The sequence below is a fragment of the Paenibacillus sp. 1-18 genome, from assembly GCF_000520755.1.
Classification (GTDB): domain Bacteria; phylum Bacillota; class Bacilli; order Paenibacillales; family Paenibacillaceae; genus Paenibacillus; species Paenibacillus brasilensis.
Window position 1 is genome coordinate 1 of sequence record NZ_ASSB01000238.1, and the last position, 26,786, is coordinate 26,786.

A 26,786-nucleotide genomic window follows, 5' to 3' on the forward strand; every position below is an offset into this window, starting at 1 on the left:
AGAGTTAGTGTCCAAACTTAGGGGGTTAATCCGATACAACGGAATTACAATATCTGCGAGCCAGATGGTATGATCCTGATAGTGGAAGGTTTATTAATGAGGATACGTATGAAGGAGAGAATGAAAATCCATCGAGTTTGAACTTGTATACGTATGTTCAAAACAATCCGTTGATTTATATTGATCCAAGTGGTCATACACATATGGCTGGCGCAGGTGGTGGTGGACTCTATTATAGTGTGGCAACATATGATGACACGATGAGCATAATTAATGCTCGCGGAGCAAGCAATGGTGTAAAAAGTCAGCTTTTAGGACGACTTCTATCTAAACATATAAAAATATCAGGAAAAAACAGTTCCAGCAGGGATGGATTATGCTTTCTCATCCGAGCAATATTTTATGAATTTATTAGAGATTTTGGTCTCAGGTCGTGTTACTGTGAATTTTTCTTTAAATTGAAGTAGAAGGAAGGAATATTAGGCGGTGATTGGGAGCAATCGCCGCCTTTTATATGGATCAGTATATTTGAAATAGTAATTGGAACAAAATTAAGGGACCATCTTGAAAATAAGATGACCCGTCGAGTTTAATTTTATTCGATTTTAAAATCTTCGTATTTTGTGGCTAATCATAAGAATAGTGAATAAAAATGCTATCACATTTAATCCTGCAGTACCTTCACTAGGTAAATATGGTTTAAGTGATGAGAACTATACTGCAAGAGCAACGAATTATGTAGTTAAGGACGAAATTTGAATAAGACTTTGGGTGAAGTAGGCACTGGAACAACGGTTTACTTACCTACGCAGTATAAAATTAAGTGGTGGCACTCTGATGCATATAAGGCTTGGCAAATGATTAGAAATCATAAAATGGGTTCAGTAAGAAATGCCTTGAAGGAGGCGGGGTATAAATGAAAGTGAAAAAAACATTGTTATTACTAAGTATTCCGTTGTTGTTGGCATTTGCAATCATAGTGTTCATTGCTTTACCTTGGACTGTCAACAGTAAATCAGACAACTTTATTAAGGGCTGCAGCTTTGTACTGAACTGGCGTCATGTATCTTAATTTGCCATGAATACGATGCTTGTTGAACCAGTTCACATAATCATATAATTCTAGTTTTAGATGATGAAGACTCTGGAAATTCATTTGGTTTACGAATTCTGTTTTCATCACTTTGTAGGTGGCTTCGGCCACGGCATTGTCGTAGGGACAGCCTTTCATACTTAGGGAACGGCCAATGTCAAAGGTCTCTAACAGATCGTCCATGGTCTGGTTCTTAAATTCGCTTCCACGATCCGTATGAAACCACTGAATGTCGCTCAAATCGCCCTCTACCGTGGCAAAGGCACGGGAAATCAGAGCAGCGTCTTTGTTGGGACCTGCACTATGGCCAATGATTTCACGATTAAATAAGTCGATCAGTACGCAAATGTAGTGCCACTTGTGCTGAACTTTCACATAAGTTAGAACGCTGACCACGAAACGTTTAGCTTCGGTTTGATCAAATTCACGCTTCAACACATTCGCCGTTGTTGCTTCGTTACAACCGGTCTTGTGCGGCTTATACTGCGCTATCGTGTACGTGGACACGAGGCCCTGCTCTTTCATAATCCGTCCAATTCGACGTCTGGAAACGGTGTGTCCTTGCTCCTGAAGTTTGACTTTCAACTTGCGCGTTCCATACGCCTTTCGATGGGTATGAAAGATCTCTACGATAGTCGTAGTTACTTCGTCTTCGTTGTCTTTTTCTTTCGCTTCATAGTAGAACGTGCTTCTAGCGATTTGCAGGACTTCACACAATGCTGATACCGAGTATTTATCACTGTTTTGCTTAATGATTTTTACTTTCGTCCCATGATCAGCGCGGCTTGCTTTAAAATATCATTCTCCATCTTGAGTCGCTCATTTTCTTTACGGAGCGCAAGGAGCTCATTCTCTTCTGCAGTTCGGTTATCTTTTTCAGCGAATGAACCTGAGGTTTGAGCCTGCTTGATCCAGCGATCTAGAGCCGATGGGCTAAGCTCATACTCTCTCGCAATGGCTGCTCTCGGCTTTCCGTTTTCATATAACTGAACCATTTGCCTCTTAAAATTTGCTGTAAATGTACGTCTTTGTCTTGGCATAGTAGATCCGCTCCTAATTCTAATGTTTTCATTCTACTAGCCCTTATTTTTTCTGTCCAACTAAATGTAACCGATCCAGTTTTGCTGCTGCTCTGATGTAGGTGAATGAGGCTCTTCCAAGCCATATTGCTCCGCTATTCTCTCTTTCGTTTCTTGGTCTATGACAAGGTTATCCTGTGCAAAGGTGTAGCATATAGGAACGCTTAACTGTATTAAAAGAAGTAAGGCTGCGGGTGTGATTATTTTTTTGCTCTGCATGGTTAGCTCCTGTATCTCAAGTATTGGGCGCTTATTTTTTGTATCAATCGATCTAAATAATCCCTTTACAGGATTTTACGACCAGATTATAATGGTAAATAACAGCATCGATCTACATACACTGGTTATCGGGGTATAGCGCAGCTAGGTAGCGCGCACCCTTGGGGTCTAACTAACGCGTTAACGTAGTAAAGTATGCGTTATATCAACGTTTGTTGACCGCTGGACGAGACGGAAATGGGCGCAGGTGTGCGCGGCTAATTTTACGAGGGGTCTGCGTCTTCTATCGTATAAATTAACGGTAGGAGGCGTTTTTGTTTTGGATAATCGGACAGGCAAACGGTATAAAAACGATAGGAAGACGAAGGGGGCAGCGAAGTCCCTTGACGAGTTGTTTGACATTTTTTGTCACGCAAAAATAGCGGAAGGACGCTCGAAACGGACGTTGGAAATGTATCAAGAAAGTTACAATTATCTTTGCGATTATCTGGATGAGGTTAACGTTGAGCGGTCGATGACTGCAATAACGCCAGACTTATTACGGTCATATATTGCGTACTTACTCCATAGCAAGCGTAAGTTTGACAACCACCCGCACAAGCACGAGCGGGATAAGACGGTAGGACTTTCGCCTGTCACTGTTAATACTAAGCTCAAGTCGTTAAGGACAATGTTCCGGTTTCTGGAAGATGAAGGGCATATTGACCGCGACCCGACCGCAAAGATAAAGAAGGTCAAGGAACCAGAGAAAAATATAACTATCATGAGCTCAGAAGATTTAAAGAAGATACTTGCACAACCAGACCAACGGACATACGCGGGGTTCAGGGATTACGTTATCATTAATGTATTGATCGACTCCTTCATGCGGATAAACGAAGTTCTCACCTTAAAGAAAACGGAGGTAGATACAGAAGAGGGCGTACTATACCTAAGCGAGTTGATAACTAAGTCTCGACGTGGAAGAACCGTACCAATACAACAACGGACTGCGAGACTAATTCGTGAGCTGCTGAAGGAATGTGAAGAATTTGACTCGGAGTACGTATTTCTTACGAATTACGGAGGCCCGCTTCGGGACGACCGGTTTCGTGATCGGCTAAAAGGCTACGTAAAGGCAGCGGGACTCAAGATGCGTGTACATCCCCACTTATTCCGGCATACGTCTGCAACTATGTTTCTTGAAAATGGCGGGTCAGAACGATACCTAGCGGGTATTATGGGGCACTCGGACCTGCGTATGGTTGCGAAGTACACACATCTATCGGATAAATCGATTAAGGAGAAGCACGACCAGTTTACGCCTATGAATAACGTGACTGGTCCGTTACAGAAAGAACGTAAAAGAAAACGGTAAGCACATAGCGTTCATCTCTTCGGAGGTGAGCGTTATTTTTTTTGATAGATGAGAGTAGTATAAAAATAGTAGGCAGTGAGAGGGGAGGTGTTGTATAATTAGGCAAGCAAGGCACAGCAAAAAGCGGCCTACCATGGAGGTGACCGCTTATGACCGTATATGAAACACTGACACTTATACTATCATTCGCATCGCTTGTTGTTTTAATAATACGCAAATAATAGCCGGTATCTTTGGCAGGATCGTCGGCTATTATTCGTAGTGCTCTGTAGTTGAAACTGTAGGTCGCGCTGTGTCTTGCGGCTTAACTACCAAGTTTCATTTTATTTCACTCTTGATACTCTTATTGTACATAATTTAATTATTTTTGTATATAAGGATGTCTACTTTAAGTAGATTTTCTAGTTCACATACTTGTACCGCAGCAGTCGCCAGTCTTACGTAAGTACGGAGTAGCGCCCGATTTCGGAACGTGGCAAATCGGAGTAGATATCGTTTCGTACGCGTTGATTGGGACTGGCGTGTACTCTACGTTCAAGACGGAGCAGAAGGCGGAAGATACGAAGTAACGGACTTTAACGGACTCATTTGCGCGGGAGATTACGTGAGTGGGTCCGTTTTTCTTTTAGTGACAACGTGCTACTTCTTCGATGTAGCGGGTATCTAACTACGATTTTATAAAATATGGTAGCAGTCAGAGAGGATATATAGTACAATTAGACAGCAAGACATAGCAAAAAGCGGTCCTCTCTGAGGGGAGGTGACCGCCTATGACTGTATATGAAACGTTGTCACTTATGATAAATTTCGCAACACTCGTTTTTGTAATGACACATGGAAAATAGCAGTTATCTTTGACGGGATCCTCGGCTATTTTCCATAAGTAATACCTAAAAAGGGCCGCGCTATGTCTTGCGATATTAGCGGCTTTTTCTTTTTGTAATGCGTTACATTTTTTATTTTATTATACACTAAGCATTGACTATAAACAATAGTACAATTATTTTGTCTATATAATATGGAAAAATTTATGCAATAGGGAGTTTGTTGTTATTTTTTCGTGTAACTGTAGTGACAACGTACTAGTCCAATGGTATTATTTAGGTAAACGTAACGTGAGATACGGAGGGATTCGGTTTGATTAACGGTATCGTAAAGAGCGACAAGCCAACGGAAAGGCAAGAGCAACGAAAGGGAAGTGCGCTCGCGTTCCTCGGATGGACGTTTGCTGTACTCTCTTTGTTGTGGTTTCCCGTGGTTACGTCTCCGATCGCGGTCATTCTCGGATTCCTTACGAAGAAGGTCGAAGGTCGTGATATACAAAGGGCCTGTAATTATGATCGCTGCTATTGCTTGTGGCGTGCTCGGGGTGTTGGGCGGATTGTATGCGGGCGCACACAGAGGGTAATTAAGAAAGACAGTGGTACAAAATATATACATAGTTATTAAGCTTAATCATCGCATTTCACCGCAAATAAGCGCCGTAACTCCGTTCTGAATACCTACGTAAGGATAGCGCCATAAACGCCTAATATTACGTTAAAAGCCCGTGTCCTCAACGCAGAGGATTACGGGCTTTCCGTCGTTTATCGGTGCTGCCCGCGCTGTATTGCACGGATAAGTTCTTCGTTTCGCAAGTCAGCTTTATGGCTGGTCACAACGACCAGTGCGTGGATGACACCGGGCACGAAGAAAAATAGACACAGTATAAAATTCAAAATAGCCTGGCCGGGTTTACCACAAAGTAGAACCGCCAGCGGTGGAATCAGAATAGCAAGAAGGTATCGCATCAGATGTAACCCCTTTTACGTTTATTTACTTTGAACATAATTTTATCAGATAGAGGGGAATTATACTAAGAAAAAAATGGGAATTTTACCCTCGGTGGCTCTGCACGCACAGCTTCTAGCGTATCGCATATGACCCCGTAATCGTCCCCCGCTTTCTCAGCGCGAGCCTCCGCTTGTTCCCGTGCTTCACGCTCGGTCTTGAGTGCGGCTTTAACTTCGCGTAGTTCGCGTACGGTCATTTCGTCAACGGTTTTGGTGGCGCCGGTTGACGGGATGGTGTGCGTAGAGGAAACGAATGAGATCGGTCGATATCGGATGGAAGCGAGAGCATCTCGAAGATTTTTCCGACATCCAGACGTTCCGACGTCGGAACATTTGAAAACTGCTCATAGGCTCGTATCATGTTCCAAGCCGTAGTTTTTGGGATGTCTACTGATGAGAGCCAGTGTTCCCATTCCCCACGGGTTAGGTCGTTCTCCTTTACGTGCTTCAACCTACGTCCGATTTCGAAGATAGCTTCGCCTGCAACGCGCTTATATGCGTTGATTTCCGCAGTTATCGCAGGTAAGTCGGATGATAGAGTCGCGACTTCACTCACGTTGATTCCTCCTTTCGAGCCAGTGACGTGAATACTATTCACCTCATCCCTACTTCATTTCACTAAAGTTAATAAATAAACCTATTATAGGACAAAACGTACATGTTCGGACGACCCACCTTGGGTATTTCCCTGCGTTAAACGCAGAGTATGTCGCGTCGTTTCACCGTAAAATCACCGTGAAATAGCCCGTTTAAGTTTGCGTTTAGGGGTACGCAAGGGAACGAAGGATAGACGCTAATTTAACGCAAAAAGACCGCTAGATTAACGGTCTTCTTTTTTTGGCTCGGTACTTTCTTTGACATTCGTTATGTATTTAATCAAATCCCCCGGTTGACAGTTTAATACTGAGCAAACTCGATCAAGTGTCTCGATAGTAATAGACTTTACGTCAACGCCCTCGTTTGTTACCCATTGGCTTATGGTGTTTGGGCGGATACCTGAGCTTTTAGACAATGCATACATACTCATTTCTCTTTTCTTGAGCATCTCTTCAAGTGTAAAACGAATCATCCGCGACCCTCCTTGTAATTAATTTTATTTTATCATAAAAGGGGCTTGACTATATTAACTCATAGGGTTATTATCGAATCAGGTTATTAACGTATTGAGTTATTAAAAAGTTTCATCTTTATCCCGAGCAACATCGTACTGTTCCGAAGCATCACGCAACTCATCATATAATCCCGCTTGGAGGCGAATCATATGTCAATCACGTTAGGTTTCATCCGTAATCGTCGCGAAGGTAACGTCATCATCATGGTCGGAAGCGGCCGCAAACGTCAAGAACTCCGCGTTACATCGGAATTGTTCTTCACTATTATACCGCAAGCTAATCCGTTTCTCTACGGTGATACAGTTGAAACTACGCCGGCACAGCTCGCCGAACTCGGCTTTGAACTGGACGCAGAAATGAAACGGGAAGTCTTCCGTGTTGTTCGTCCGCTAGTTACTCCGGCGCACGTTCGTTACGTATTCGATCCGACTACGGGCAACTACATATTGCGCTACGTCGGCACGCGTCAGGAGTTAGTTATTCAACCACGGGCGTTCTGGCGGATAACCAAAGTTAATCAGCGGTCACCACTCGGTAGTTTAACGCTATCAATGGACGTCATGAGTGAACTCGGATTCATCGTAAGGAAGGGAGGCGCACAGATTGAACGTTACAGTAAATTCGTCAGCTACGCGTAACATCGTATTGTCACGCAAGGCTCGCAAACGCATCGTAACTGTACTTAAATTTATCTACGCTGTCGCGTTGATCACGCGAGAGGTGTTGACGTAATGTCGTACTTGGAAATATTCACGGATTATCGGCTTGGTTCGGAAACCTACGGTGATGCCTTAATGATCGCGTTCCGTTTCTATACACTCGCGGTCGGTAACATATTAGAGAGTCCGCACTTCACCGACGCGGAGCGGATTGAAGCACTTAAGGAACTGAATGTAGCATTTAACAACGTATTTTCGAAAGTAGGCGTTTCTTAATGGCGGCCGATCACTGTTATAGATGCGTCGTCGAGTTCGGAGACATCCGCATGACCTTTCCGGTGTACGCACCGCGCCAGCTTACGAAGGACGAACTCCGGACGATTGCGATCGAGCAGGCGGTTCAGAACGCGAATGACACCGGACATAACGTTACGGCTACCGACATCAAGCCAGTAGGATTTAACTACGAAGGAGCGTACGAAAATGGAGACTAAATCAAACGTACTAGAAAAGGCGGCGCTTGCTTACGGTCCGTACGACCTGCCGCATATGTATGAGCTCGTGGAGGGCGTTTTGTACGATGACCGTTATTTCTTCCATCTTGAGACCGGAATTTTATGGCTCCGTCACGTCCGCAAGGTCGAGCATCCGGAACACACGCACTTATTTATCGACGGAGACTCCGGCGGCCTTCAACTCGGAAAGAACGTTCAGCGTGACTTGCTGCAAGTGGTTACGGAAGTCCTCGATCATATCCGCGCCATGAACGGCTTAACGTTTCTAGTCGATGAACTCTTATGGCTCGAAGACCGCGGCGATATCGAATTGAATCTCGTTAAGAAGAAGGGCTGACGCGTATTCCGATGAACCTAAACGGTGTCCGGAATGGCGCTAACCGTTCCGAACGCCAATATGGGGAGGAGACGCGCGTAGTATCAAACCGCCTTTGCGCCAACATTGACGGCTAAATGTCCGTACCGTCAGCGCCAACTAGCGGAGTGCCTACGGACCATATGCTGAGTAGCGCCAACTGCTCGGCACTTCCGGTCGGTCTACGTAAGACGCGCCAACGTCCCGTAGGCTGGCCGATTTCGATAATTCCTACGTCGTGAACGCGGCAAACGTTCACTTTCAGGCAGGCGTAGTTCACATAGATAGGTGCGGAAAGAGTGGCGAAGTAACTCTCGCGTTCAGGCACGCTCTTTCCGTTTGTTATATCAAGTATATACGAACATGGGTTCCGTTGGTTTCGAAAATTGTGAAAAAGTTTTTTGGACGTGTCCCAAATTAAAAAGTTTCTGTCCTTATATAAAAGGAGAGTAGACGATGTCCCAATTCAGAATAAACATGTGCTTATATGTAGTGTCGAAGAAATTTCAATGAAGGAAGGTGTCCTAAATTCATAATTTCTTGTCCCTATATTAAATGTAGGACAAAAATTTACGTGAATCTGTGCGAAGTCAAAATTCGTTGTAGAAAAAAATATAGGAGCGATGTGCGAAACGCGCGCGGTCGGCAGCAAGATAGTATAAGGCGATGTGCGAAGCGCGTGCGGACTTTCTATATTCTTGTGTGCATAACGACGCCGCACATTCGGTTAACTAGTTAGACCGCGGGAGACCGCATTTCATATAAACCAAACGAAAAGGGAGCGATTTTAATTATGACAAATGCATTGTTGACACGGGAACAGTACGTAGCTAAAAAAGCTGGAGAGTGGGCGGAGAAGGGCGCGCGTTTTAAAGAGCGGCGAGAAACACATCGCCTTACGCTCACGAAGGTTGCGGAAGCCCTCGGCATTAGTCCAAGCACACTTCGACGGTTTGAGTTAGGCCATCCAGTTCAGGCGGCTAATATTATAGAAAAGGCATACGAAATGTACTTTGACTTGAAGATTCAGAATTTCGTCGAGAACGAACAGAAAGCGCTATTGAACGCGGAATACTTAATCGACCAGGAAATCGGGGGCAGCGGCAAGGTTGAGATTAGAAGGAAGCAATTCATCGAGGTAGGCGTGATTGAACGGGGAATCCGGAACTTAACGCTGACTTTGCGATTAAGTTCTGCGAATCAACGGGAAGTAACTACTTTTTCACGTACTAATAGGGGTTCCATTCAACAATAACGATATAAAGGAGACGATGAGAAATGAAGCAAAATACTCAAAAGAAAAAGGCGACAGTGATTGACGCAAAAGTTGTATTTCCCCAAGGATTTTCAAATACAGCGATGGTAGATTTTAACTTAGAGGGGGAAAAAGAAACGTTCGCTATTAATTTTTACGATGACAATCGTAGAGGCATCATGTACATGTACCCACAACTATACCAGTACGCAGATTCGCCGCATGATTCAGAAGATATTAGTAAGCAAACATTAGAACTACTTAAAGCAAAAGGGGAATCTTTGTACGAAGACGTTGGGCCTTGGGGAAATATCGCTAGAAAGGAGCGATGTCTTCAATGAATTGCGATAATCGCTTCGTTAAGGTCCCGGCCATCCTTTACCGGGCGTACCCGCAACTCGAAGGTTTTACCGTGGAAACGGCGGGCTTTTACGGTTATTTACGTTCCTGGTGCCAAAACAAGCCGGACCACCAATTATACGGTAAAACGTGGCTAAATCAACGCGAAATAGAGGCGCAAACAGGGCTATCCCCGTACAAAATCCGCCAACACACGGCTACGCTTTGCTGTTACGGTTTGCTCAACGTCACAAAATCCGATCGCTTTCCGAATAAGCTCATATACGAACCGCTCGAACCGCTGACGTATGCGGAGTTTCACGAGAAATACGGTATAGGAGGGGGGGACGGAGGATGAGCGACCTTCGGACGTTAGCTAAGATAGCGACTAAACAAAAAGAGACCGTCCTAGAGCGGGGACATGGCGGATACTCGCCTTCACTCCATTCGCTCTTTCGCGTTCATTTAGTTGAAATGGGGGAGAAATACCGGAAGAACGACGCGAGAGACGCAATTCTGCTTTTGCTTTACCTTCACGCGTATGTGAACGGAACCGAGGCGAACGATTACTATATGTGGGCGTTCCCAACGGTAGAGCAAATACGTGAAGATACGGGGATACACGGTGACCGAATTAACCCGTTGTGTCGGATGCTTGAGGTCGAGGGTCTTTTGATTACGAAGAAGATACCTTGGAAGGGAAACGTCAAGAAGATATACCTTCCGCTGTTCTATCCACATAGAAAGGATGACGCAGAAGAAGCGATTCCTGTAGACGGAGTGGCTTAAATCCCGTTCATGGGAATTGTCGTACTCCGTTTATAGGAATGTAATAAGAACGAAGTACAAGAACGAATAAACAAGAATAAACATTACGACATCATAACCTGTTTCGGGATAGAAGATCACTATCCCTCACGCGTCGTCATTCGCTTACGCTCATTCCTAGCGAAGTATCATGCGCGTAATGGAGTGGTCACATATAGATTTTCGCGTGAGAACTTCCACTAGGAAGAACAACAGATACGCCGATATCAAAATATTAAGTTTCCATATAGGAGGGGGTTCACGTTTGAACATCACCACGTTTTGGGATGCACACTACCGGATAGAGGATGATGAGTTACGCGTTATGATCGTCGACGTCGTCACATCCACGCTCCTAGCGGCCGGAAGGTCACGTAAGAAGCTCGCAGCACAGGCGTACAGGCATCCGATGACAAGGCGTAAAAACTACTTGTCGCGGTTTTCAATCCTCGAAATCTTAGCGGACTTCATTATAAAAGCGGATATGGTTGCCGAGCGCACCGCATCTCATCCGGTAAAGAATGCTGACGCGGAGTTTTACCGCGAGCAGCAGCGGAAGAAGCACGAGATATCGCTAGAAGCGTTCATCGAGGGCGGTGGTCAGGTTGATCTAACGGGGCAGATATACCTTCCAAGAGAAGATGTGACAAGTTTGTGAATGTTACATAATATACCTGATATTTTGAGCGCTGGTTTCCCATGTATATATGAGGAGATAAGACTGTAATTGTGCCGGGTGCTTGGCGGCATGATCGGTCTTTATTTATAACTAAGTATGAACAAGACACCACCACAAGAGGAGGAATATGAAGTGCATCTAACGCCAGAAATCATACGTACTTGCCGTATCAACTTGGGGATGTCGCAGGGGAAGCTCGCGAAAGAGGCGAGTGTATCAGTACCCTTACTCGGCGCTATTGAGCGGGACGAACGCCCTTTGCTACCTCATGTTGCGCAAAGAATCCGTGCAGCCATTCCCTATACAGACGAGCAAATTGCTGAGTTAGTGAGCACCGTTCGTCGGCTTAACCAGTGAGAAGGGGGTAACGTGCAGCGGAATCGACTAAGTTGGCGCTTTGACAAGCGTCTTTATTTTTGTTCTTATAGTTTACCGCTTTAAAACACGAAAGTAAGGAGGGCCTTACGTGAGTAACAAGATATGGCGGATTGACTCGGACAACCTCGCGGCGTACACAGAAGATGTTACCGTCATGGTGAAGATCGAGCGTAGCTATTCGGATTTTCATGTTATGGCTGAGTATTTCCGATTCGGCAAGTTAATCGCTATTCAGTACCGCGTACCGGAAGTGCGGAAACGGTCGATCAAGCGCCTGCTAAATTGCCAAATCAGTGTGTAACAGCGCAGTACCCTATACGTTGAATTAGCGTGGTATTAGCGTTCTAGACAAGCGGAGGAACTATGACCCTCGGCTTATTTTTGCGCGTCTGAAATCAAGCGAAAACACGGAAATGAGTACGAATAGTGTCCGGTTTTAGCGGGAGGTGAGCTAGTGAGTGATCGAGAGGACGCGGCTACATATTGTCCGTATTACAAGCCGGATTCGAGCTGCGTATTGCTTCACGCGATGTCAAAAGCGGATAAGCGGTGTAAAGCCTGGCGCGGCGATGACTCCGTACAATGTCGGTATTTGAGTACACAAGTAGCGAGGAGGTAATAGCCATGTTGAGCAACGGAGTTAACCAGTACCATACGGTGATATCGTACGCGGACGGCATTACGATTACGTTTGGTGATTCGGTGTCCCGGCGTTACATACGGCTCAATGCGGACCGTATCGCCGAGGATGAGCGGAGACGCAGACGAAAGGAGAGACGGAAATGAGCGATCAATACACACGTGTAATCCACCGGCAAGTAGATGGCAATAACATCGTCAAGCTGTACGACGTTCAGGGACGCGACATGCTAACGGGGACCTGGCCGATTGAGTCCGATAAGACGCCGCTGGAGAGCGCAGTTGAAGCGTTATGGTCCGGATACTTCGAGATTAAAGACCGGGAGTATCTGTTCGGGAAGCATCGGGTATCCGTATGGTCTAGCGTGGACGGTGCAATGGGACAATTCGTAACAGAATTTGAAGGGGAGGAATCAGCGTGAGTAAATTCATCAATTCAAAAACGTGGACAGGCGGCATCGGTACCGGCGAGGAGATCGCCAACATCGGCCCGTCACTCGGATATAGCCGCCGCCAGTCGGACAAGCCAAGGAAAGCTAAACTTCAAAAATAATAGGGGGAATTTATTATGACAATTTTTACAAATGAATTAATCGGAAAACGTGAATCAGTAACAGACGAAATCTTGCTTTTGAACCCTAGTCAGACACCGATGCTGAACTTGCTCGGATTCGGCCAGCCGGTTACATCAACTACGCACGTATGGTACGAAGATGCCATGTTCGCAACGCGGACGACGGTAACTGCCGCTGTTGCTGTAGATGCCACGGAGATTAAGGTTGCCAGCACCGAGCCGTTCCGTCCGCACACGATTGCAGAAGTCGGCGATGAGCTCGTATTGATTCAAGCGGTGGATAGTGCCGCGAACAAAATCTCGGTTGTCCGGGGCTATAGTGGAACAACGGCCGCCGCGATTGCGAAAGACGCAATGATGGAGTCACTTTACGGGGATAGCCGAGAGGGTGCGGATGCGCGAGACGCCCGCTATAAGTCCAAAACGAAGGGCGACAATGTCACGCAGATTTTCGAGGACACGGTGTCAGTCACAGGGTCTGCGGAGGCGGTCGCGCAATACGGTATCGGCTCAAGTGGCTTATACGAATATGAGAAGGCGAAGAAGCAGCTCGAACTCGCGCTCCAACTGGAGAAAGCTATCATTGGTGGCCGAAAATTCGACAGCGGAAATATGCGCACAATGCGCGGCGTCCGTAGCTTCATCGAGACTAACATGACCACTGCGGGCGGGCCAGTTACGAAAAAGCTGCTCGATGATGTGACGCAAAAAGTTTATAGCGCGGGTGGCTTTGCGACAGGGAACGCGGGTTACACCTTCGTTGTTCCTGCTGTACAGAAACGCGCGATCAGCGACATGGCATTTACGCAGATCAGGTTGACGCAAGCGGAGAATAGTCGCGGCCAGAAAGTTGACCACATCGTCAATGACTTCGGTACGTTCCAGGTCGTGCTTAACGATAATCTGAAGCCTGACGAGATTCTTTTCGTAGACGCGAATCGGATTAAGGTTCGACCACTCGGCGACCGTTCTTTTGGTCACACGTACCTAGGCGTCAAAGGCGATTACCAGTCCGGTATCATCGTCGGTGAATACACGTTGGAGCTCCAGCAAGAGAAGGCGCACGCCCGAATCAAAGGGCTGACTGCGTAAGTAAATAGCGAAATCAGGAGGTCCTTCGGGGTCTCTTTTTAATTCCAACAAAAAAACATACGGAGGCTGATTATATGACAACAAGCAGACTGGAAGCATTACTCGGAGCCACTACAGACCTACAGGAAGGCGTGTATATCCCTCGTTTGAAGACGGATTTTATCGTCAAGGCGCTGGACGAAGACACACTCGAAAAGGCTCGCGCACAGGCAACGACGGGCAGAGACGGCAAGGTCGACGAGTCGCTATTTAATCGTCTGCTCATCGTTAAAGCTGTGGCCGATCCGGACCTTAACGATAAGGCGTTGAGAGATCACTATGAGGCGTCCGACGCAGCCGACGTCGTTAAAAAGGCGCTACTGCCCGGCGAACAATCCCGCGTCGTACAGGCGTTGCTTAAACTGTCCGGATTCGTGGACGATGCGAAGCTGATTGACGAAGCAAAAAACTAATCAAGTCGGGCGGGGAGTCTGCGTTGCTTCATGAAATCTTTCAGCGTCACGGCATCCCGCCCGACGAAGTTTACGCAAAGGAACGACGGCACCGGATGTTTATGTACGCGTCGATGATGCTCCAGTTTGAACGGGAAGCGAAGGCGGCGCAACAACGATAGGGGGAGTAACATGTCGGATAAAATTACGGTATCTTTTGAGCGCGTAGTCCCAATTGCGAGCTTACTGGCGGAGATCATTACGTATACACGGCCGGGTAACTACGGCTTTCGAACAAACCATGCGGAGCAGTACGCAACGTGGACGGAGACAGCCGCACAGTTTGAGGCCTCCGGGGTTCACTCGATTAAGACCGTTGGATACCGAATGCGTAGACTTTCGGATGCGCTTGAGGGAGCGGATAACGCAGTAGACCGGGGCCGGAGCGCTATGCGTCAAACGTTAACCGTACACGATGCGCTGCGTAAATTGTTGCGTGCGATCGACCGTTATCGGGAGTGGGTGATCCGTCATAGCATTTGATATCACGGGTTATCTGCGTCTGAAGGATGAAATGTCTGGTAAGCTGAACCGGGCAATGGGCGGAATGGTTAAGTTCGGAGCGGCGGCGGGCCTTCTCGGGTCTGCTGTTTCTGCTGTTGCGGTGGCAGGGGATAGCGTCAAGAAAGCGATGGATTTTGAGGAGCAAATGTCCACGATTAAAGCTTTAACGGGTTCTACAGATGCACAAATGAAGCAGATGCAACAACTCGCGCTGGAGCAGGGAATGGCTACTAAATATTCAGCACTTGAGTCAGCAAAAGCGATCGAGGAGCTTTTGAAGGCGGGAATGTCCACCGCGCAAGTCCAAGCGGGCGGTCTTAACGCAGCGCTCAGTCTCGCGACGGCTGGCGGCTTGGAACTCACGGAAGCTGCGGAGACAATGGCAACGTCGCTGAACGCGTTTAAGAAGGACGGGCTTACAGCGGCACAAGCTGCGGATATTCTCGCGGGTACTGCCAATTCCGGGGCAACCGACGTAAGAAGTCTCGGATATGCTCTCGCGAGTGCGGGCGGCGTTGCGGACATGGTAGGGGTATCGTTCAAAGACTTTAATACCGCGATTGGTCTCGTGTCCAATGACGGGTTGAAATCCGGGTCGGATGCCGGTACCTCTTACAAGTCTATGCTGATGTCTTTGCAGCCGCAGACAAAGAAGGCCGCACGACTGTTCGAAGACCTCGGCATTGGCGTCGGCAAGGCAAATAAGTTCTTCGAAAAGGGCAAGATCAAGGACCTAGCGGGCGTGGCTGACGTTCTGCAAAAAACGCTCGGTAAGATGTCGGAACAGGATCGAACGGCTACGCTGCTGGACATGTTTGGTACTGATGGCGTAAAGGCCGCAACTACGTTATATAAGGCGGGTTCTAAAGGCGTCAAGGAATTTCAGCGTCAGATGAGCAACGTCACTGCGCTCCAAGTAGCCAAGGAAAAGATGAACAACGCAGCCGGTGCAGTGGAACAACTTGAAGGGGCTATACAGACGCTTCAGATATCCGCGTTACTTCCGACAATGCCTATGATCGCTGCACTCGCAAATAAGGGGTCCGAGCTTGCTATTCAATTGAATAACTGGTTAGACTCCGATCAAGCAAAAGCGTGGGGCAACGCGATTAAGTCTACGTTTACCAGCGTCATGGCTGTGCTGGCTCCTGTAGGTCAAGCGGTTATGAACGGAGTTAAATCGCTGCTTCCGACCGCACAAGCGACATGGACTGCACTCGTAAACGGGGTCACGAACGTAGTCGGCATATTTAAAAGCTACTTTCCGCAGATATCGAGTGCTCTCCAATCGGCTTGGACGTTTATGCAGCCGGTATTTACGTTGGTCCAATCGGCTATTAAAGCGATCGGCGAGGTTGTGGTCGCGGTATTGCCGACCGTTCTGGACATCTTCAACACGGTATTTCCAATCGCAGCTAAGCTCGTCGGATACCTCGCGCAAGGGATTACGTTCCTGATTGATAACGTTGTGAGGCCGATGCTTCCGACGTTAGGCGAGGCGTTTTCGGCTGCGTGGGAAACCGTTAAGCCGATTCTGAAGTTCATGGAAGCAGCGATTGACGCGGTGGCTTCTGCGATTGAATACGCGTATAAAAAGTGGCAAGAGTTTAAAAATTCAGATGCGGCGCAGGTATTATCCGGTAATTTCTCGTTAGGTATGCCGGAGGCTTTTGGTGGAAACGGCGTTATTCAAGTCGAACGTCCAAGCGCAAACGGACACGCAGGCGGGCTCGACCGAGTTCCGTATAATGATTATCCTGCGCGCCTCCATCGTGATGAAACAGTCCTCACGAAGCACGAGGCATCTGAATGGCGCGACCAGCAGCGCGGCAAAGGCAGCAACGGAGGTATCGTAGTCAATATGTACGGTACGACCATACGTGAAGACGCAGACATCGAAAAGATCGCGCGCGCGTTCGTTAAAGCATGGGTGAATTAATCTTCACGGGCGGGCTACGGCTCGCTCTTTTTACATACGGAAGGAGTTGCGTTACAATGGCGAATAAGAAGCGCAAAAGACGCGCACGGCCCCCGCTTGACGAGCGTCATATGCTTGCAATCGAGATGTTGGCGCGCAAGGGCGTACACGACACGATGGATGAAATTGCGTCACTATGCGGAGTGGATAGGCGGACATTGTACCGCTGGAGGCAGCGTGAGGATTTTAATAAGGAATACGAGAGGGTACACCGAGGGTTCATATCCGCAATACGTCGACGACATAGGAGTGCGGTAGAGTGGCTCGCGCTTTCAGCGGATGAAATCACGGAGAGATGCCGAATGCTCGGTCTTATTTAAGCGTGAGTCGGTTCGGATTCATAACGTATGCGAAATCGGGTGAAATGGCGTTATATCAGCGATATATAAGGCTTTAGCGGCTATTTATCACGTCCCAAAAGTGTACTTTATAGCGAATTTTCCTACACGAGGCTCCGGACGCGCGACCTCTTCGGAATTTTTCAAATGAGTCGGATACATAGCGGATTTACGCTACACACTCCGGCTGCATACGTAGTGTATAACGGACGAGAGAACCAGTGTATTTCACTGCATACGTTACCAGCGGGTAGACAGCCGGATAGGGCGCAAAGCCGCGTAGCTACGGGATTTATACGGATTATACGCTGGTATGTATATACAGTGCATAAGGTACATTTATGCAGCGTAGTATCAACCGCGTAACGGTGCGGTCTACGGGCGCAGACATATTCGCATAATATGGATTTTGTGCACATGTCCGTGAATATCCGCTGCATAAAAGGCAACCGGGTGGTACGTGTGGCTGCGCGTGTCCGATCGGAATTAACGCTTATTTACGCTATCAAAAGCGATTGAATAAGCGTCTTTTTGCGTGGAGATTGCGAGGCCCGTACCCCCAAGGCCCCTGCGCGACGGTCCGGAATCTGGTGCGTGAGAAATCTGCGTATCAAAATAAACTTCCGAGAATTATAAAGCGCTCGTCTACGGTTATGATCCGTGGGCGTGTGCGCGGTGCTCCCTACGTCATAAACCCGCGTTGCTATTAAATTTTCTTATGCAGATGTGCGCGGTTAATTATTGCAAGGGTGCGCGCCTATCCGCTATAATAGGAAATATACGGTAGTTGACCGCTGGACGAACGTAAAGAAAACGTTGATACACCGCGGTTTTTCATCGGGGTATAGCGCAGCTAGGTAGCGCGCACCCTTGGGGTGGGTGAGGTCGTGGGTTCGAATCCCGCTACTCCGATTACAATCCAAATGTCCAGCTGACGCAGATATTGCGCCTGCCGGGCATTTTTTTATGGTTTGGAGCCCTGTTTACCAATAAGTACATACAGAAATAAGGGGAAACATGTACTTCATTTTTTGAAATATTAAAGACCTTATCAGCCTTTGTTTCTACTGGATTTTTCGTGTGTTGTTTTTGACGCGCTAGTCGTATGCAACGAATGTACGTGCTTGTCGAGCATGAGAAATTAGTTATCTCAGTTTCATGTAGAAGTGCTGATGTAGTGGATAACTTCAGTGCCACCATGTATGAATTCATTTAATTTGCCTATAAAGATTCCTGAAGGGCTTTAGAAGAAGTGCCGTAATCAGCATAACGGGGGAGCACAATAGTGTAGTATATTCCTACAATAACGGTACAGACCCCAACTAATAAAAACAAGATGTCAATTGAAATAAATGAAGGGAAGCTTACAGCAATGAAACCCAATGTAAGAGATTGGGACAGCATCATTAACGGATTAATTAAACCTTGCACACGTCCCATCATTTGAGGATCTACAATACAAGGCAGCCATCCTCCTATGCCGATATTAATGAACGGAAGTACCAGTGCAATGGCGAAGTCGATAATCAAAAAAACATAGAGGTGATTAACAAATCCAAGTATGCATATACCAATGCCGGCGACCAGAACTCCAGCTGCAATCATTTGGTGTAGCTTTAGCTTGGCGGAGATAAGAGAAGCGATTAAGGTGCCAAGCAACACACCTGATCCAAAAATAATATTTGTCCATACCATATACTGCTCATAGTTGTCTGGAGCTAGCTTATATTTAAGAATAAACATTGGTAAAACGCTAAATCCTCCATTTAAAATGCCGAACATAAAAAAGCCTGAAACCAACAAAATCAATAGTTTGTTGCGTAATATGTAAAGAAACCCTTGTTTAAAGTCATGCATGACCAGTTTGAATTTTAATTGTTTAAATTGATGTGCCCCGTTCGGAAGGCGTACTTCCTTTTGAATTTTGCAGGAATGAATAAGCAATGCAGAAACAATAAAAGAAACAGCATCAATTAGGATGGCTCCAGTAATTCCAAAATGCCAGTAAACGACGGCCCCCAGAGTTGCTCCAAATAACATGAAAAGACTCCCTATCATTTGATTGAGGCCTGCTGCAATGGTGTAATCATCTTTGCTTAGGATTCCCTGTATAAGGGCACTTTCGGCTGGGAAAAAAAATTTGGAAGCAGCACTACGGATGAAGAGGAAGGCAAATATCAAAGGAATAGAATCAACCCAAATAAAAATGAGCAAACATAAGGATAATAAAGCGCTGATCCAGTCACAATTAACAGCGATTTTTTGTCGGTCCATCCGATCTGCAAGTACTCCAACTACGAGAAATACTGCCAGCATCGGGAGCGAATACATTAACTCGGCAAGCGTTGCATAGTATGGCTGATTCGTAAACCGTTTCAACAAATAAAACATGAATGCAGTAACCCCAATAATTCCTCCCAATTGTGAGGCGAACGTTGCCAGAAAAAGCCTGACATAATTCTTGTTTCTGAGTATTTGTTTTAATCCAGTCACAGTTCCATCCCTTTCGCTTTCAAAGCGGTTTTTAGATGCCTAATTAAAATAATAGTGAAAAGTAGGAATATTGTACAGAAAAGTGACTTTAATGTCACTTTAAGTTTGAGTTTGCATCGTATCAGACCCTCTGGCTTTTAAGAGCAACATAAACTAAACAGCCAGCCGCCGGTTGATTCCGACGGCTGGCTGTTTAACTTGCCAGGTGTTTTGATTTCCTGATTCACTTGAAGGGCGATATTACAAATCTCTTCCTTTGGGAATTCAATGCCCAGACGTTCGCGCAAAAGTGTCAGTGATTCTTTGGCAGCGTCATACTCAGCTTTATAGAAATGCTGTATCTCCCATGACAGTGGATTGCGTACAATCATGTCATGCTCCATACGCTGAATAGCAAAATGAATATGATCTGACAAGGAGACATAAATGCCATCACTTATTTTTTTGTTCAGCTGTGTGCGCGCCAGACTAACAATGTCATCGATAACTTGTAAAATATCAATCGGAACTTCCATGACAGTGGCTTTAAACTTCTCATAAATATTTGCATCCTGCAGACAGAAAATTTTCTCAATCCGCTTTTCGTCAATCGGATCACCAGCACGGAAGTTAAACCCGATACCCCGGCCGAGGATAAGCAACTCCTGGTTTTTATCATCCACCGTGCTGACGATATTATTGTTGAAAATTTGTTTAATTATCACATCGAATCACCCATTTTGAGGAATAAAAAAGGGCAAAACTACAACAGAAAGAAATATCATCTCTGTTGTGGTTTTGCCCGCATTACCGATAACAAGCCTCACGAGATAAGTTATCATGATCAGAAAACGTTGTCAAATTTTTTTGTGATTAGGATATCCTATTCTGCTACATTCTAATCTTTAAGTGCTAAAAGCTACTATAACCCGATTCATCTCATTTACGCATGGATATGTTGAGAAAAAGGAAATGCTTATAGCAAGAAAAGTTTATACAATGGAAGAGGAATAAGAACTGTGAAATTCGACTTTTGATGAAGGATTTCATATAATGTGAGCATATTGTGAACAACTTAAATTGAGGGTTTAACAAAAAAACAAATTAAAAATGATTTCCGTCCAGCTATGAATTTAAAAATTTGACGGAGGGAACGAGATGACAATGGAAGAGAGCAGCAGACAGGTACCTTGGCAGGCGTATTACGGACCTAATCTAGGTTATGTGCAGGACCAGTATGAAAAGTATGTAGCGGACCCCGGAACGGTTGATCCGGCTTACCGCGAGCTGTTTGATCAATGGGGTGAGCCACCGCAATCCGAATACTCGGCTGCTTCCATGATAGACTACAAATTGCAAGGACCCCCTGCAAGCGCTCTGGGGAGCCTCGATTCGAACACATTGCAGAAAGCGGTTACAGCGGGGAAAATGGTGTGGAACATCCGTGAATACGGGCATTTGGCCGCCCAAATAGATCCGCTGGGACTGGATGCCGAGCAGGATACTCGCTTGCTTGATCCAGCATCCTACGGTTTAACTGAACAGGACTTAAAGGCCTTTCCGGCCTCTTTAATATGGGATAACGCTCCTGCGGGAACACTTAACGGATGGGAAGCTATTCAACGACTGCGTGTTGCATATACAGGACCGATTGCCTATGAATTTAGTCACATTCATAACGAGGAGGAACGCCGCTGGTTGAATAGCTATGCAGAATCCGGCTGGTCCTCCAAGCCACTCACAACACAGGAATGCAAGGCCCTGTTGGGCAGATTGGTGGAGGTTGAACAGTTTGAAGAGTTTTTGCATAAAACGTTTGTCGGACAGAAGCGTTTTTCCATCGAGGGTAACGATGTGCTTGTACCCGTACTAGACGAGATCATTCGACTTACCACGAATGCAGGAGCAAGTCACGTCCTGATGGGTATGGCGCATCGGGGGCGTTTGAACGTGCTGGCTCATGTGCTGGGCAAGCCTTATAGCAAAATTTTCTCTGAATTTCATCATTCACCGAATAAGGATCTGATCCCGTCGGAAGGCTCGACCGGAATTAACTACGGCTGGACTGGAGATGTGAAGTATCATCTGGGTGCTGATCGTTTTGTAAAAGATGGGGAAGCCGTACAGGCCCGTCTGACATTGGCGAATAATCCAAGTCACCTGGAGTATGTGAATCCGGTCGTACAAGGCTTTTCCCGCGCAGCGCAGGAAGACCGCAGTCAAGCAGGCTATCCGAAGCTGGATGTCAGCAAGGCTGCTACGATTATCATGCACGGCGATGCGGCTTTTCCGGGTGAGGGGATTGTGGCGGAATCACTCAATTTCACGAATTTGCGTGGCTTCCGTAATGGTGGTACGGTGCATATTATTGTGAATAATCGTCTGGGCTTTACGACAGAAAGTGTCGATTCACGTTCGACCCGTTATGCCAGCGATTTGGCCAAGGGCTACGAAATTCCGATTGTACACGTAAACGCGGATAATCCTGAAGCTTGCATTGCAGCGGCTCGTATGGCTGGTGAATACCGCAATCGCTTCAAGAAGGATTTCCTGATTGATCTGATTGGTTATCGTCGTTATGGTCACAATGAATCCGATGACCCGGAAACAACCCAACCGCTGGTATATCGCAAGGTGAAGAATCATCCGACAGTGAGCAAATTATATACTCAACATCTGATGAAGCAGGGCATCGTGGATGAAGCGTTTAGTTCCGGTCTCATTGAAAAGGTGCAAAGCCGATTGAAGGAAGCACATGAACATGTGAAGAATCAACCGGAAGAAGAGCCAGAAATTACTGCTGTTAAGGCCAAAAAAAATCAGGGCTCTGTGGTTCGTACTGCGGTGGAATTGAAAAAGCTGCGCCAAATTAATGAAAACCTGCTCAAATGGCCAAAAGATTTTCATGTATATCCGAAGCTCGATCGCATTTTACAGCGTAGAAAAACAGCTCTGAACGAGGGTGAAAAAGTAGATTGGAGTTTAGCGGAAACGCTGGCTCTGGCTACCATTCTTGCAGACGGCAAGCCGATTCGTATGACGGGTCAGGATGCGGAGCGTGCGACCTTTGCTCACCGTAATCTCGTGCTGCATGAGCCTGAAACCGGCAATACTCATTGCCCGCTTCATACACTGCCCGAAGCACGCGCCTCGTTCAGTATTCATAATAGCCCTTTATCTGAGGCTTCTGTCCTCGGCTTTGAATATGGGTATAACGTGTTTTCTCCTGAAACATTAGTGATTTGGGAAGCACAATTCGGTGATTTTGCGAACTGCGCACAGGTTATTTTCGATCAATTTATTTCCGCGGGCCGTGCCAAATGGAGACAGAAATCCAGTTTGGTCATGCTGTTACCGCATGGAAGTGAAGGACAAGGACCGGAGCATACGAGCGCACGGCTGGAGCGTTTCCTCCAGTTGTCTGCACAAAATAACTGGACTGTCGCCAATCTGAGCAGTGCCTCGCAGTATTTCCATCTATTGCGCCGTCAGGCTGCATTGAGCGAAAGTGAGGAAGCGCGTCCGCTTGTGATGATGTCGCCGAAAAGCCTGATTCGCAACAATCGTGTCGCTTCGCCTGCTTCTGAGTTCAGCGAGGGAACATTCCATCCTGTGCTGGAGCAGCCTGGCTTGGGTACACGTCCGGATCGTGTAGAGCGCATTGTACTTTGCAGTGGCAAAATTGCGATTGATCTGGAAGAGGCGTTGGAGAAAGATAAAAATGAGGCGGAGGAGCGTTTGCACATTATTCGTGTGGAGCAGTTGTACCCCTTCCCGGAAGAGGATATTCGGAATATTTTCAGTCGTTTCCCGCAAGTTAAAGAGTTCGTATGGGCTCAGGAAGAACCTAAAAATATGGGGGCATGGAGTTACATGGAGCCTCGTCTGCGGAATGTTGTGCCGCAAGGAGCGGAAATTCGTTACGCAGGCAGACCGGAACGTTCCAGCCCGGCGAGCGGCTATCAGCAAGTACACAGCCTAGAACAGCAGCGGATTATTCAATCAGCGTTGAAGCAGGATTCCAAAAACAATATTACATTGGGGAGGTAGCGGCTGTGAGCGATATTTTAGTACCGGCAATGGGAGAATCCATCACGGAAGGAACAATTTCTAAATGGCTTGTCAAGGAAGGGGATTCCGTAGGCCAGGGGGATGTTCTACTGGAACTGGAAACGGATAAAGTCAATCTGGAAATTAGTGCAGAAGAAGCGGGAGTTGTCCAGAAAATCCTTCGTCAGGAGGGAGAGACTGTGTCCATCGGTGAAGCTCTTGGCTTGATTGAAAGCGGCGGCAGTGGTAACACAGGGGGGGCCTGTGCTGAAGAAGCAGCAGCGACCAAAGCGCCGGAAGCACCACCCGTAGCGACTACACCGGCTACTGCAGTAGCAGAAAAGGCCGCACCGCCTATTCCGTCTAATAGTGACGGGGGAAATCAGACGGCATCTCCATCCGCCCGCAAGCTGGCGCGTGAACGCGGAATTGATCTGGAGCAGGTACAGGGAAAAGACCCGCTCGGACGTGTGTTCCAGGGAGATGTTAAAACGCATACGAACAGCGCTGAGGCTGCGCGTGCGACATCGACTGCACCTGCATCTTCGGCTACCAACAAGCCTGCGGCTCCGTCTCCATCTCAAACGGAGTACAGTAAGCCTGTCGAACGGCAACGGATGTCTCGTCGTAGAGCGACGATTGCCAAGCGCCTTGTTGAGGCACAGCAAACAGCCGCTATGCTTACCACTTTTAATGAAGTGGATATGACCGCCATTCTCGATGTTCGTAAACGCCGTAAAGATAAGTTCAAAGAGAAGCATGATGTAGGGCTCGGTTTTATGTCCTTCTTTACGAAAGCGGTGGTTGGTGCCCTCAAGCAATTCCCTACCGTGAATGCCGAAATTAACGGCGATGATATCGTACTGAAAAAATACTATGATATCGGGATTGCTGTGTCTGCCAAGGAAGGTTTGGTCGTGCCAGTTGTACGGGACGCTGATCGTCTCGGCTTTGCAGAAATTGAGAAAAGCATTGCAGAATTGGCTGGCAAAGCGCGCTCCAACTCGCTTTCTCTGGCAGATTTGCAGGGCGGGACCTTTACCATTACCAATGGGGGTATTTTTGGGTCCCTGCTGTCTACGCCAATTCTGAACACGCCGCAGGTGGGTATTTTGGGAATGCACAAAATCCAGCTTCGTCCGATTGCAATTGACGAGGAACGTATGGAAAATCGTCCGATGATGTACATCGCCTTGTCGTACGATCACCGGATTATTGATGGTAGCGAAGCGGTTCGCTTCCTGGTAACCGTCAAAGAATTGCTGGAAGATCCGGAATCTCTGTTGCTTGAGGGATAATAAATATCCAGGAATTTTGTGTAGGGAAAAGCAGGCTCTTGCGGGTCTGCTTTTTTTCCTGCATAGTAATACCATAAGATTCAGACCTAATAGGCACACAGATGCAGAGAAGGGTGGGGAATGTTTTGGATAAAGATTTGCGCTACCCGATTGGGCCGTTCGTCGTTCCAGATACCATTACAGAAGAGCAGCTTCTAGCATGGGTTCACGACATTGCTGAACTGCCTTCACGGCTCCGTCAAGCAGTCGAGGGATTGAATGAGCAGCAGCTTAATACGCCTTATCGTGAAGGGGGATGGACGATAAGGCAGGTTGTTCATCATTTGGCAGACAGCCATATGAACAGCTATATTCGTTTTAAGCTGGCGCTGACGGAGGATACACCGACGATCAAGCCATACGATGAGGGACGTTGGGCCGAAATACCGGATGCCAGAGAGCTACCACTGGAACCCTCGCTGCAATTGCTGGAAGGGCTTCATGAACGGTGGGTGACCGTGTTGCGATCGTTAGGAGAAGAGCAACTGCATCGAACGTTTATTCATCCTGAATCGGGTCAGACGATCCGGCTCGAACGAAACATCGGCATCTATGCCTGGCACGGCAAACATCATACAGCTCATATTACCTCCCTGAGAGAACGGAATGCGTGGTGATTTGCATAAAAAAAGAAACCTTCAAACTCACTTTAACTGTGGTTTTGAAGGTTTCTCTTTATTAAAAGGTCGCTGCCACGTTAACATGACGATCCAGCCAGTCAACAATGTCATTCATGACTTCATCGCGGTTGGTTTCATGCAGCATCTCATGGCGGCCATCAGGGTAGAGGCGGTATTCCACATCCTGAAACTCCAGGCTTTGATACATATCTACCAGCGACAATACACCTTTACCGAACAATCCTACCGGATCACGGTCCCCGGCAAATATGTAGACCGGCAGTTTAGGATTAATGTTTTCCAGTGAGGAAGGCCAATGGATTTCTTGCAGCAACCTGAAAAAATCAAGGAAGAAGCTTGTCGTACAGATGGCTCCACACAGCGGATCATGTACGAATTGATCTACTTCCTCTGGATCACGGGATAGCCAGTCGAATGCCGTACGCACCGGACGAAAGGCACGGTTAAAACCGCCGAAGACCATCGCATTGAGCAGCATGCTGCGATGATCCATTCCTTGCAGCTTGGCTTGCAGCAGGGCAACCTGCTCCCCGAGTTTCAGCAGACCACGCCGCCCGTTCGTTCCCGATAACATAAACCCGTGATATACGTGCCTGTCGTCATACATTATTTTCTGGGTTAAAAAGGACCCCATGCTGTGACCCAGCAAAAAACGTGGCAGATCAGGGAACTCCTTAGCCACAATTTCGCCCAGCTCCAGCATGCCGTTTGCCATTCGATTGAACGCATCTGCTCCCGGCATACCAAGCTTATGGGGATCACCAGCTGTGCGCCCGTGACCGATATGATCGTTGGCATACACACCGTAGCCGGAAGCAGTGAGCTTCTCTGCCAGTCGGATATAGCGGTAAGACCTCTCACACATCCCATGTGAAATTTGTACAATCCCCTTTAGGGGCATCTGTTGATCGGGCAGCCAGCGGTAGGCAAAAAGCTCGGTTCCATCATTTTCTGCGATGGTAAAGGTGTATTCCCGCATAATTAGACATCA

Annotated in this window: 34 protein-coding genes, 1 tRNA gene and 1 pseudogene; 28 read left to right on the plus strand and 8 right to left on the minus strand. The window is 47.0% G+C overall.

Annotated elements, in window-relative coordinates; translation table 11 throughout:
- Positions 1-32: 32 nt before the first annotated feature.
- Positions 33-197: pseudogene (locus L693_RS32445) on the plus strand (RHS repeat-associated core domain-containing protein); the annotation flags it as partial.
- 818 nt (positions 198-1,015) lie between these two features.
- Here the strand turns inward: L693_RS32445 and L693_RS0114580 are convergent.
- A protein-coding gene (locus tag L693_RS0114580; protein ID WP_155983834.1) for an IS3 family transposase occupies positions 1,016-2,133 on the minus strand; the annotation gives its coding sequence in 2 pieces (ribosomal slippage) (positions 1,016-1,887 and positions 1,887-2,133; 1,119 coding nt in all).
- Positions 2,134-2,193: 60 nt separating this feature from the next.
- The gene (locus tag L693_RS0114590) at positions 2,194-2,391 is read right to left on the minus strand and encodes a hypothetical protein (protein ID WP_025717887.1); all 198 of its coding nucleotides are present in this window, start codon (positions 2,389-2,391) and stop codon (positions 2,194-2,196) included.
- A gap of 319 nt (positions 2,392-2,710) precedes the next feature.
- Here L693_RS0114590 and L693_RS0114595 point away from each other — a divergent pair, with 319 nt between their 5' ends.
- From L693_RS0114595 to L693_RS32455, 3 genes are all read left to right on the plus strand, one after another.
- Positions 2,711-3,748, plus strand: coding sequence for a tyrosine-type recombinase/integrase (locus L693_RS0114595; RefSeq protein ID WP_025717888.1), 1,038 nt, complete (start codon positions 2,711-2,713; stop codon positions 3,746-3,748).
- 149 nt (positions 3,749-3,897) lie between these two features.
- On the plus strand, positions 3,898-3,969 hold the full coding sequence (locus tag L693_RS32450; protein WP_442950180.1) for a putative holin-like toxin: 72 nt from the start codon (positions 3,898-3,900) through the stop codon (positions 3,967-3,969).
- Between the two features lie 549 nt (positions 3,970-4,518).
- Complete coding sequence (locus L693_RS32455; RefSeq protein WP_367587159.1) at positions 4,519-4,593, plus strand: putative holin-like toxin; 75 nt, start codon at positions 4,519-4,521, stop codon at positions 4,591-4,593.
- A 741-nt stretch (positions 4,594-5,334) separates the two neighbouring features.
- Here the strand turns inward: L693_RS32455 and L693_RS0114605 are convergent.
- The 3 genes from L693_RS0114605 to L693_RS0114615 form a co-directional block, all read right to left on the minus strand.
- The gene (locus L693_RS0114605) at positions 5,335-5,538 is read right to left on the minus strand and encodes a YqaE/Pmp3 family membrane protein (RefSeq protein ID WP_025717890.1); all 204 of its coding nucleotides are present in this window, start codon (positions 5,536-5,538) and stop codon (positions 5,335-5,337) included.
- 235 nt (positions 5,539-5,773) lie between these two features.
- Positions 5,774-6,136 (minus strand): DUF3102 domain-containing protein, encoded by a 363-nt coding sequence (locus L693_RS0114610; protein ID WP_049825167.1) that lies wholly within the window; start codon positions 6,134-6,136, stop codon positions 5,774-5,776.
- A gap of 264 nt (positions 6,137-6,400) precedes the next feature.
- Positions 6,401-6,649 (minus strand): helix-turn-helix domain-containing protein, encoded by a 249-nt coding sequence (locus L693_RS0114615; protein WP_014282208.1) that lies wholly within the window; start codon positions 6,647-6,649, stop codon positions 6,401-6,403.
- Positions 6,650-6,841: 192 nt separating this feature from the next.
- Here L693_RS0114615 and L693_RS0114620 point away from each other — a divergent pair, with 192 nt between their 5' ends.
- The 21 genes from L693_RS0114620 (at position 6,842) to L693_RS0114715 (ending at position 18,207) form a co-directional block, all read left to right on the plus strand.
- Positions 6,842-7,330, plus strand: coding sequence for a hypothetical protein (locus L693_RS0114620; RefSeq protein ID WP_025717891.1), 489 nt, complete (start codon positions 6,842-6,844; stop codon positions 7,328-7,330).
- Positions 7,296-7,424 carry a hypothetical protein gene (locus L693_RS31980; RefSeq protein WP_269320849.1) on the plus strand — a complete coding sequence of 43 codons (129 nt, stop codon included), beginning with the start codon at positions 7,296-7,298 and terminating at the stop codon, positions 7,422-7,424. Before L693_RS0114620 ends, L693_RS31980 begins: the two co-directional genes overlap by 35 nt.
- Positions 7,424-7,627 (plus strand): hypothetical protein, encoded by a 204-nt coding sequence (locus L693_RS0114625; RefSeq protein ID WP_025717892.1) that lies wholly within the window; start codon positions 7,424-7,426, stop codon positions 7,625-7,627. Before L693_RS31980 ends, L693_RS0114625 begins: the two co-directional genes overlap by 1 nt.
- A 50-nt stretch (positions 7,628-7,677) precedes the next feature.
- Positions 7,678-7,845 (plus strand): hypothetical protein, encoded by a 168-nt coding sequence (locus L693_RS0114630; protein WP_155983836.1) that lies wholly within the window; start codon positions 7,678-7,680, stop codon positions 7,843-7,845.
- A complete protein-coding gene (locus L693_RS0114635) occupies positions 7,835-8,203 on the plus strand; it encodes a hypothetical protein (protein WP_025717894.1) in 369 nt (122 codons plus the stop codon). Before L693_RS0114630 ends, L693_RS0114635 begins: the two co-directional genes overlap by 11 nt.
- A gap of 811 nt (positions 8,204-9,014) precedes the next feature.
- Positions 9,015-9,476, plus strand: a complete 462-nt coding sequence (locus L693_RS0114640) for a helix-turn-helix domain-containing protein (protein ID WP_025717895.1) — start codon at positions 9,015-9,017, stop codon at positions 9,474-9,476.
- Between the two features lie 23 nt (positions 9,477-9,499).
- Entirely contained in the window at positions 9,500-9,817 is a 318-nt protein-coding gene (locus tag L693_RS0114645) for a hypothetical protein (RefSeq protein WP_025717896.1), read from the plus strand.
- Positions 9,814-10,173 (plus strand): hypothetical protein, encoded by a 360-nt coding sequence (locus L693_RS0114650; protein ID WP_049825168.1) that lies wholly within the window; start codon positions 9,814-9,816, stop codon positions 10,171-10,173. Before L693_RS0114645 ends, L693_RS0114650 begins: the two co-directional genes overlap by 4 nt.
- The gene (locus tag L693_RS0114655; RefSeq protein ID WP_025717898.1) at positions 10,170-10,604 is read left to right on the plus strand and encodes a hypothetical protein; all 435 of its coding nucleotides are present in this window, start codon (positions 10,170-10,172) and stop codon (positions 10,602-10,604) included. Before L693_RS0114650 ends, L693_RS0114655 begins: the two co-directional genes overlap by 4 nt.
- A 283-nt stretch (positions 10,605-10,887) precedes the next feature.
- Positions 10,888-11,280: a hypothetical protein gene (locus L693_RS0114660; RefSeq protein WP_025717899.1), complete on the plus strand. Its 393-nt coding sequence runs from the start codon at positions 10,888-10,890 to the stop codon at positions 11,278-11,280.
- A 153-nt stretch (positions 11,281-11,433) separates the two neighbouring features.
- Entirely contained in the window at positions 11,434-11,658 is a 225-nt protein-coding gene (locus L693_RS0114665; RefSeq protein WP_025717900.1) for a helix-turn-helix domain-containing protein, read from the plus strand.
- A gap of 109 nt (positions 11,659-11,767) precedes the next feature.
- On the plus strand, positions 11,768-11,980 hold the full coding sequence (locus L693_RS0114670) for a hypothetical protein (protein ID WP_025717901.1): 213 nt from the start codon (positions 11,768-11,770) through the stop codon (positions 11,978-11,980).
- Between the two features lie 323 nt (positions 11,981-12,303).
- Complete coding sequence (locus L693_RS30630) at positions 12,304-12,465, plus strand: hypothetical protein (RefSeq protein WP_172828257.1); 162 nt, start codon at positions 12,304-12,306, stop codon at positions 12,463-12,465.
- Positions 12,462-12,740: a hypothetical protein gene (locus L693_RS0114680; RefSeq protein ID WP_025717902.1), complete on the plus strand. Its 279-nt coding sequence runs from the start codon at positions 12,462-12,464 to the stop codon at positions 12,738-12,740. The genes L693_RS30630 and L693_RS0114680 overlap by 4 nt, the downstream gene beginning before the upstream one ends.
- Positions 12,737-12,871 carry a hypothetical protein gene (locus L693_RS31985; protein WP_269320850.1) on the plus strand — a complete coding sequence of 45 codons (135 nt, stop codon included), beginning with the start codon at positions 12,737-12,739 and terminating at the stop codon, positions 12,869-12,871. The genes L693_RS0114680 and L693_RS31985 overlap by 4 nt, the downstream gene beginning before the upstream one ends.
- Before the next feature lie 15 nt (positions 12,872-12,886).
- On the plus strand, positions 12,887-13,984 hold the full coding sequence (locus L693_RS0114690) for an SU10 major capsid protein (protein ID WP_049825169.1): 1,098 nt from the start codon (positions 12,887-12,889) through the stop codon (positions 13,982-13,984).
- Positions 13,985-14,058: 74 nt separating this feature from the next.
- A complete protein-coding gene (locus tag L693_RS0114695; protein ID WP_025717904.1) occupies positions 14,059-14,436 on the plus strand; it encodes a phage tail assembly chaperone in 378 nt (125 codons plus the stop codon).
- Positions 14,437-14,607: 171 nt separating this feature from the next.
- Positions 14,608-14,958: a hypothetical protein gene (locus L693_RS0114700; protein ID WP_025717905.1), complete on the plus strand. Its 351-nt coding sequence runs from the start codon at positions 14,608-14,610 to the stop codon at positions 14,956-14,958.
- A gap of 31 nt (positions 14,959-14,989) precedes the next feature.
- Positions 14,990-16,918, plus strand: a complete 1,929-nt coding sequence (locus L693_RS0114705) for a phage tail tape measure protein (protein WP_025717906.1) — start codon at positions 14,990-14,992, stop codon at positions 16,916-16,918.
- Between the two features lie 56 nt (positions 16,919-16,974).
- Positions 16,975-17,277 (plus strand): phBC6A51 family helix-turn-helix protein, encoded by a 303-nt coding sequence (locus tag L693_RS0114710; RefSeq protein ID WP_025717907.1) that lies wholly within the window; start codon positions 16,975-16,977, stop codon positions 17,275-17,277.
- An 856-nt stretch (positions 17,278-18,133) separates the two neighbouring features.
- Positions 18,134-18,207: transfer RNA gene (locus tag L693_RS0114715), tRNA-Pro, on the plus strand.
- A gap of 309 nt (positions 18,208-18,516) precedes the next feature.
- On the opposite strand, the gene L693_RS0114720 is transcribed toward L693_RS0114715, so the two are convergent.
- The gene (locus L693_RS0114720) at positions 18,517-19,788 is read right to left on the minus strand and encodes an MFS transporter (protein ID WP_025717908.1); all 1,272 of its coding nucleotides are present in this window, start codon (positions 19,786-19,788) and stop codon (positions 18,517-18,519) included.
- Between the two features lie 137 nt (positions 19,789-19,925).
- Positions 19,926-20,492: a PRD domain-containing protein gene (locus tag L693_RS0114725; RefSeq protein WP_025717909.1), complete on the minus strand. Its 567-nt coding sequence runs from the start codon at positions 20,490-20,492 to the stop codon at positions 19,926-19,928.
- Between the two features lie 433 nt (positions 20,493-20,925).
- Here L693_RS0114725 and L693_RS0114730 point away from each other — a divergent pair, with 433 nt between their 5' ends.
- From L693_RS0114730 to L693_RS0114740, 3 genes are all read left to right on the plus strand, one after another.
- Complete coding sequence (locus tag L693_RS0114730) at positions 20,926-23,817, plus strand: 2-oxoglutarate dehydrogenase E1 component (protein ID WP_025717910.1); 2,892 nt, start codon at positions 20,926-20,928, stop codon at positions 23,815-23,817.
- A 5-nt stretch (positions 23,818-23,822) separates the two neighbouring features.
- Positions 23,823-25,115: a 2-oxoglutarate dehydrogenase complex dihydrolipoyllysine-residue succinyltransferase gene (gene odhB / locus L693_RS0114735; protein WP_025717911.1), complete on the plus strand. Its 1,293-nt coding sequence runs from the start codon at positions 23,823-23,825 to the stop codon at positions 25,113-25,115.
- A 125-nt stretch (positions 25,116-25,240) separates the two neighbouring features.
- Positions 25,241-25,771 (plus strand): YfiT family bacillithiol transferase, encoded by a 531-nt coding sequence (locus L693_RS0114740; RefSeq protein ID WP_025717912.1) that lies wholly within the window; start codon positions 25,241-25,243, stop codon positions 25,769-25,771.
- Positions 25,772-25,832: 61 nt separating this feature from the next.
- Here the strand turns inward: L693_RS0114740 and L693_RS0114745 are convergent, their stop codons facing one another.
- Positions 25,833-26,774: an alpha/beta fold hydrolase gene (locus L693_RS0114745; RefSeq protein WP_025717913.1), complete on the minus strand. Its 942-nt coding sequence runs from the start codon at positions 26,772-26,774 to the stop codon at positions 25,833-25,835.
- Between the last annotated feature and the right edge of the window lie 12 nt (positions 26,775-26,786).

Bases quoted from the DNA above. Each gene is read 5' to 3' on its own strand.
- L693_RS0114590 (WP_025717887.1), bottom strand. From the start codon at position 2,391: ATGCAGAGCAAAAAAATAATCACACCCGCAGCCTTACTTCTTTTAATA.
- L693_RS0114605 (WP_025717890.1), bottom strand. From the start codon at position 5,538: ATGCGATACCTTCTTGCTATTCTGATTCCACCGCTGGCGGTTCTACTT.
- L693_RS0114615 (WP_014282208.1), bottom strand. From the start codon at position 6,649: ATGATTCGTTTTACACTTGAAGAGATGCTCAAGAAAAGAGAAATGAGT.
- L693_RS0114620 (WP_025717891.1), top strand. From the start codon at position 6,842: ATGTCAATCACGTTAGGTTTCATCCGTAATCGTCGCGAAGGTAACGTC.
- L693_RS0114625 (WP_025717892.1), top strand. From the start codon at position 7,424: ATGTCGTACTTGGAAATATTCACGGATTATCGGCTTGGTTCGGAAACC.
- L693_RS0114630 (WP_155983836.1), top strand. From the start codon at position 7,678: ATGACCTTTCCGGTGTACGCACCGCGCCAGCTTACGAAGGACGAACTC.
- L693_RS0114635 (WP_025717894.1), top strand. From the start codon at position 7,835: ATGGAGACTAAATCAAACGTACTAGAAAAGGCGGCGCTTGCTTACGGT.
- L693_RS0114640 (WP_025717895.1), top strand. From the start codon at position 9,015: ATGACAAATGCATTGTTGACACGGGAACAGTACGTAGCTAAAAAAGCT.
- L693_RS0114645 (WP_025717896.1), top strand. From the start codon at position 9,500: ATGAAGCAAAATACTCAAAAGAAAAAGGCGACAGTGATTGACGCAAAA.
- L693_RS0114650 (WP_049825168.1), top strand. From the start codon at position 9,814: ATGAATTGCGATAATCGCTTCGTTAAGGTCCCGGCCATCCTTTACCGG.
- L693_RS0114655 (WP_025717898.1), top strand. From the start codon at position 10,170: ATGAGCGACCTTCGGACGTTAGCTAAGATAGCGACTAAACAAAAAGAG.
- L693_RS30630 (WP_172828257.1), top strand. From the start codon at position 12,304: ATGTTGAGCAACGGAGTTAACCAGTACCATACGGTGATATCGTACGCG.
- L693_RS0114680 (WP_025717902.1), top strand. From the start codon at position 12,462: ATGAGCGATCAATACACACGTGTAATCCACCGGCAAGTAGATGGCAAT.
- L693_RS0114690 (WP_049825169.1), top strand. From the start codon at position 12,887: ATGACAATTTTTACAAATGAATTAATCGGAAAACGTGAATCAGTAACA.
- L693_RS0114695 (WP_025717904.1), top strand. From the start codon at position 14,059: ATGACAACAAGCAGACTGGAAGCATTACTCGGAGCCACTACAGACCTA.
- L693_RS0114700 (WP_025717905.1), top strand. From the start codon at position 14,608: ATGTCGGATAAAATTACGGTATCTTTTGAGCGCGTAGTCCCAATTGCG.
- L693_RS0114705 (WP_025717906.1), top strand. From the start codon at position 14,990: ATGTCTGGTAAGCTGAACCGGGCAATGGGCGGAATGGTTAAGTTCGGA.
- L693_RS0114710 (WP_025717907.1), top strand. From the start codon at position 16,975: ATGGCGAATAAGAAGCGCAAAAGACGCGCACGGCCCCCGCTTGACGAG.
- L693_RS0114730 (WP_025717910.1), top strand. From the start codon at position 20,926: ATGACAATGGAAGAGAGCAGCAGACAGGTACCTTGGCAGGCGTATTAC.
- L693_RS0114745 (WP_025717913.1), bottom strand. From the start codon at position 26,774: ATGCGGGAATACACCTTTACCATCGCAGAAAATGATGGAACCGAGCTT.